Source organism: Corynebacterium sp. (genome assembly GCF_052107835.1).
Lineage (GTDB): Bacteria > Actinomycetota > Actinomycetes > Mycobacteriales > Mycobacteriaceae > Corynebacterium.
On sequence record NZ_JBQEDF010000021.1, the window covers coordinates 38,691 to 44,690 of the forward strand.

Sequence of the window (6,000 nt, forward strand, 5' to 3'; positions counted from 1 at the left end):
ACAGGACCGGATCTGCGTGCGTGGGGACGCGGGGGAGAGCCGGGCTATCGCGCGCGACCGTCCGAACACGCCTAGAATCGGGTGCGACCGGCACCACCGATCCCTGAGGAGCCCGACCAGATGACAGACCTACCTGATCTCGCCTCTTTCGAGGCGGTGCTCTTCGACCTGGACGGTGTGATCACCCCCACCGCTGAACTGCACCGCAAGGCGTGGGAGGCTATGTTCACCGAGTACCTCGACTCGAGGAACGCGGGCCCCTACACCGAGCAGGACTACTTCGAGCATCTGGACGGCCGCTCCCGCATCGAGGGGGTCGAGAGTCTCCTGGACTCCCGCGGCATCTCCCTCCCACACGACCGCATGGCCATCGGTGCCGGTGGTGCGGACAATGTGGAACGCTCCGACCTCCCGTCGGACGACACCATCGTGGGCCTGGGCCTGCGCAAGAACGTCGACTTCCTGCGCCTGCTCCGTGAGGGCATCGACGCCTACCCGGGTTCCGTGCGTCTGCTGGACGCGTTCAGCGCGGCGGACACGGCCCCCAGGGTGGCGATCGTGAGTTCCTCGAAGAACGCGGTACAGGTGCTGGAGTCCGCCGGGCTGCTCGACCGGTTCGAGCTGGTCGTGGACGGCAACGTGGCCGCCGCGAAGGGACTGCCCGGCAAGCCCGCGCCGGACACCTACTCCTACGCCGCCAGTGCGCTCGGGGTGGACAACGCCCACGCGGTGGTGGTGGAGGACGCGACCTCGGGTGTCGCGTCCGGACGCGCGGGTTCCTTCGGCCTCGTCGTCGGTGTGGACCGCGGCGCGGGCGAGGACGCTCTCCTGACGGCGGGCGCCGATGTCGTCGTCGCCGACCTCGCGGACTTCGTCTCCTAGGCGAGACCCCCATCCTGCAACACACCCCTACATCCCCAACGACACGGAGATTCTTCAACGATGAGTGGTAACTACTCGACCGACGGCAGCGGAACGAACGGCAGCCAGGACTCCGCCTTCGAGGAGTTCATGGCGCAGCGCCGTCGGGTCGCCTCCGTCGTCACCCGGCCCATTGATGCCGCCGGCTCCACGGCGTCCGGCATCGCGGGCGAACCCGGGGGTCCGACGATCCTCGGGGACGTCGACGGAGACGGGCTCTTCCCGTCCGGGTACCGCGCCGACCAGCACCACTACGACGCGAACCCGCTGGAGGGGCTCGACCGTGAGAACAACCCGGTCGACGAGTGGGGCTGGTACGAGAAGCGTCCGGAGCGTTCTGACCTGGGGTTGAGCGAAACCCTGTTCAACGTGAGCAACGGCTACCTGGGGGTGCGCGGCAACCCGCCGGAGGGGCGGGACTCCCACGAGCACGGCACCTTCATCAACGGTGTCCACGAGACCTGGCCGATCTCCCACGCGGAGGACGCCTACGGCCTGGCCCGGGAGGGTCAGGCGATCGTGCAGGTGCCGGACGCCAAGACGATCCGGCTCTACATCGATGACGAACCCCTGCGCCTGTCCCAGGACGAGGTGGAGGACTACTCCCAGGGCATCGACTTCCGTGAGGGCGTGCTGCGTCGCAGCTTCGTCTGGCGGACCGCGGCGGGCAAGCGGGTCCGCATCACCAACGAGCGGATGGTCTCCTTCCAGGAACGGCACCTGATGGTGGTCAGCACCGAGGTCGAGCTGCTGGACTCGGATGCCGCGGTGGTCGTCTCCTCGCAGATCCTCAACCGCCAGGACGGGGAGGACGAGTACTCCACGGTCACCGAGCACTCCGGTGCCACCGCGGACGGACCGGCCGGCGTCGGTGACGGGGGCGACCCGCGCAAGGCCGAGCAGATCCGGGGCCGGGTCTTCCAGCCCACCTACCAGGCGCAGCCGGAGGACCAGCGGGTCACGCTGGGCTACCGGATCAACCGCTCGGGCATGACGGTCGCGGTGAGTATGGACCACATCCTCGACCTGCAGAGCGATCCCGGGGCGGAGGCAGTCGGCGGGGTGGAGATCCACACCGAGCTGCGTGAGGACGTGGCCCGCGTGGTCTACCACCTGGCCGGACGCAAGGGCATGAAGCTGCGGCTGGAGAAGTTCGTCTCCTACCATTCCTCGCGCCATGTCTCCCCGGACGAACTGGCGTTCCGCTGCGCGCGCACCATCAACCGGGCGAAGGCGGTCGGTTTCCGCAACCTCCAGGACAACCAGAAGGACTGGCTGGCGAAGTTCTGGGAGCGTTCCGACGTGACCATCCCGAACCACCCCGAGCTGCAGCAGGCGGCACGCTGGAACATCTACCAGCTGCTCCAGGCCTCGGCGAGGGCGGAGTCCCAGGGTGTCCCGGCGAAGGGCCTGACCGGGTCAGGGTACGGGGGCCACTATTTCTGGGACACCGAGATCTACGTGATGCCGTTCCTGTCCTACACGAACCCGCAGTTCGCCAGGAACGCGATGCGCTTCCGCTACAAGATGCTCCCGGCGGCGCGTGAGCGTGCACTGGAGCTCTCCCATGACGGGGTCCTGTTCCCCTGGCGCACCATCAACGGCCGTGAGTCCAGCGCCTACTACGCGGCCGGCACCGCGCAGTACCACATCGACGCCGACATCAGCTACTCCCTGATGAAGTACGTCTACGCCACGGGCGACACGGATTTCCTGCTGGACGAGGGCATCCACATCCTGGTCGGCACGGCCAGGTTCTTCATGTCGCTGGGCTTCTTCAACACCGCCGGCACCCGCTTCGAGATCCACTCAGTCACGGGGCCGGACGAGTACACCACCGTGGTGAACAACAACCTGTACACAAACGTGATGGCCCAGTACAACCTGCGGGTGGCCGTCGAGGTCGTGTCCCAGATGAGGACCGACCGTCCCGGCGCCTACCGGGAACTGGTGCTGCGCTCGGGGCTCAGCGAGGACGAGCTTGACCTGTGGCGCCGCGCGGCCGAGGTGATGTACATCCCGTTCAACGAGAACCTGGGGGTCAACCCGCAGGACGACCAGTTCATGCACCGCCAGCTGTGGAGCCTGGACGATCCCGCGGTGGGACCGAAGCGTCCCCTGCTGCTGCACTACCACCCGTTGACCATCTACCGGTACCAGGTGCTCAAGCAGGCGGACGTGGTGCTGGCACTGTTCCTGCAGGGATCCCAGTTCTCCACGGAGGTCAAGCGGCGCGACTACAACTACTACGACCGCCTGACCACCGGCGATTCATCGTTGTCCGCGGTGGTGCAGTCGATCATGGCCGCGGAGCTCGGTTACCACGACCGGGCGATGGACTTCTTCAACCGGGGTCTGTTCCTGGACCTCAACAACCTGCACGGCAACACGACCGACGGCGTGCACATCGCGTCCTGCGGTGGGGTGTGGAGCGGGCTGGTGTACGGCTTCGGGGGGTTCCGCGACCACTACGGCCAGTTCAGCATCGATCCCCGCGTGCCCGAGGAGTGGGGTGGACTCGAGTACACCATCACGCTGCAGGGGACGCTGGTGCGGGTGACCGTCCGGGACGGCGAGGTTGAACTGGTGATTGCCGGTCGTTCCGACGGTGGTGACGCCGTGGAGGCCGGGCCGATCTGGGTCTGCGGCCATGAGACCGTGGTGGGGGTCGAGCCGGTCGTGGTCGCCGGGGAGACGATGCTGCGGCAGGACGTCACGGACGCAACCCCCTAGTTATATAAAGTCATCACCATTCCAGTGGGGCGGACGGGGACGTCGCTGATACCCCACCGGGGGACAGCCCCACCCTCGGGGGGCTGACATGTGATCTTCTTCACGACGGTGGGGGCCGGTTGGTGCTGGCCACTATTGGGGTCGTAGAGTGTCTATGACACTGGAGGTGCCATGACTGTTAAATACGACGATCCCGTCGCACTCGAGCACGGGAAAATTACAATCAAACCACTGAGGGAAAAGTCAGGCTTCCCTACTTGGGCGATGAAACTGACGATGGCCGTGACTGGCCTCATCTTCGCCGCATATGTCCTGGTGCACATGATCGGTAACCTGAAAGTCTACTCGGGTGCCGACAAATTCAACGACTACGCCCACTTCCTCCGGGAGATGGGTGTTCCCCTGCTCCCGCACGAGGGCTTCCTGTGGATCGCGCGCGCGGTCCTCTCGATCTCCCTGATTCTGCACGTGTGGTGCGCCTTCGCGCTGAAGGCCCGCTCCAAGCAGTCCCGCGGACAGTTCAAGCGCACCGGCAAGATGGGCGACTTCAACACCTTCACCGCCAGCTCAATGCTCGGCACCGGTGCAGTGCTGCTGCTGTTCATCATCTTCCACATCCTCGACCTGACCATCGGCGCAGCCCCCGCGGCGGCGGACGTGTTCGAGCACGGTGAGGCCTACGCGAACCTGGTGGCGTCCTTCGACCGCCCCGTGGTCGCGATCTTCTACATCCTGTGCATGATCGTGCTGTTCCTGCATCTGAGCCACGGTATCTGGACCGCGTCCTCGGACCTCGGCATCACAGGCCACCGCACCCGCCAGGTCGTCCTCTGGATCTCCTACCTGCTTCCGGCCATCGTCATGATCGGCAACATCTCGATTCCGTTGTTCGTCATGCTCGGCGTAGTCAGCAATTAGCGGATCTGGAACAGGAGAAGAGAGAAGAGACTATGGCAAACACTAAGCCTCACGCCCACAACCAGACCGCGGACTTCAACTACGACGAAGCACTGGCAGCGTTCAGCGCACCGGAGTCCAGCGTCGACGGCGTGGCCGTCGGCAGGGTCATCGGCGACAACGCCCCGCACGAGGTCAGTCAGGCCGACCAGTGGAAGTTCGACAAGGAGCACTTCAAGCTCGTCTCGCCGCTGAACCGGGCGAAGTTCCGCATCCTCATCGTCGGCACCGGCCTGGCCGGTGGCGCCGCAGCCGCCGCGCTCGGCGAGCTGGGCTACGACGTGAAGGTCTTCACGTACCACGACAGCCCCCGTCGCGCGCACTCCATCGCCGCGCAGGGTGGCGTGAACTCGTCACGGTCGAAGAAGCTGGACAACGACTCCACGTACAACCACACCAAGGACACCGTCAAGGGCGGTGACTACCGCTGCCGCGAGAACGACTGCTGGCGCCTGGCCATGGAGTCCGGCAAGGTCATCGACCACATGAACGCCATCGGTGCCCCGTTCTCCCGCGAGTACGGCGGAACCCTGGCCACCCGTTCCTTCGGTGGTGTGCAGGTGTCCCGCACCTACTACACCCGTGGTCAGACCGGTCAGCAGCTGCAGCTGGCCACCACCTCCGCGCTGTACCGCCAGATCGGCGCCGGCAACGTGGAGATCTTCACCCACTCCGACGTCCAGGACATCATCGTCGAGGACGGGGTGTGCAAGGGTATCGTGACCCGCAACATCATCACCGGTGAGCTGTCCACCCACACCGGGCACGCCACGGTCCTGGGCACCGGCGGGTACGGCAACGTGTACCACATGTCCACGCTGGCCAAGAACTCCAACGCCAGCGCGATCATGCGCGCCTACGACCAGGGTGCCTACATGGCGTCCCCGTCCTTCGTGCAGTTCCACCCGACCGGCCTGCCGGTCAACTCGGACTGGCAGTCGAAGACGATCCTGATGTCCGAGTCGCTGCGCAACGACGGCCGCATCTGGACGCCGTCCAAGGAAGGCGACGAGCGCCACCCCAACGACATTCCCGAGGACGAGCGCGACTACTTCCTCGAGCGTCGTTACCCGGCCTTCGGGAACCTGGTGCCCCGCGATATCGCGTCCCGTGCGAACGCGCAGCAGATCAACGCCGGCTTCGGCGTGGGCCCGAAGAAGAACTCGGTGTACCTGGACCTCACCCACGCCATCAAGAAGCTGGGCGAGGACGTCATCCGCGAGCGCTACTCCAACCTCATCCAGATGTACGAGGAGGCCATCGGTGACGATGCCTACAAGGAGCCGATGCGCATCGCCCCGACCTGCCACTACACCATGGGTGGTCTGTGGACCGACTTCCACGAGATGACCTCGATCCCGGGGCTGTTCTGCTCCGGTGAGTCGTCCT

4 protein-coding genes are annotated in these 6,000 nt (G+C 65.7%); all 4 read left to right on the forward strand.

What is annotated here, in order from left to right:
* The first annotated feature begins 120 nt into the window (after window positions 1-120).
* On the forward strand, window positions 121-882 hold the full coding sequence (locus tag ACTIL2_RS07255; RefSeq protein ID WP_442336781.1) for an HAD family hydrolase: 762 nt from the start codon (window positions 121-123) through the stop codon (window positions 880-882).
* A 60-nt stretch (window positions 883-942) separates the two neighbouring features.
* Window positions 943-3,654 (forward strand): glycoside hydrolase family 65 protein, encoded by a 2,712-nt coding sequence (locus ACTIL2_RS07260; protein ID WP_442336782.1) that lies wholly within the window; start codon window positions 943-945, stop codon window positions 3,652-3,654.
* Window positions 3,655-3,825: 171 nt separating this feature from the next.
* Window positions 3,826-4,572, forward strand: a complete 747-nt coding sequence (locus ACTIL2_RS07265; RefSeq protein WP_442336783.1) for a succinate dehydrogenase cytochrome b subunit — start codon at window positions 3,826-3,828, stop codon at window positions 4,570-4,572.
* A 32-nt stretch (window positions 4,573-4,604) separates the two neighbouring features.
* The coding region (gene sdhA, locus ACTIL2_RS07270; RefSeq protein ID WP_442336784.1) for a succinate dehydrogenase (quinone) flavoprotein subunit at window positions 4,605-6,000 on the forward strand (1,396 nt) is incomplete at its 3' end.

Excerpts from the sequence above, each read along its gene's own strand:
- ACTIL2_RS07265 (WP_442336783.1), top strand. The coding sequence starts at position 3,826 with ATGACTGTTAAATACGACGATCCCGTCGCACTCGAGCACGGGAAAATT.
- ACTIL2_RS07255 (WP_442336781.1), top strand. The coding sequence starts at position 121 with ATGACAGACCTACCTGATCTCGCCTCTTTCGAGGCGGTGCTCTTCGAC.
- ACTIL2_RS07260 (WP_442336782.1), top strand. The coding sequence starts at position 943 with ATGAGTGGTAACTACTCGACCGACGGCAGCGGAACGAACGGCAGCCAG.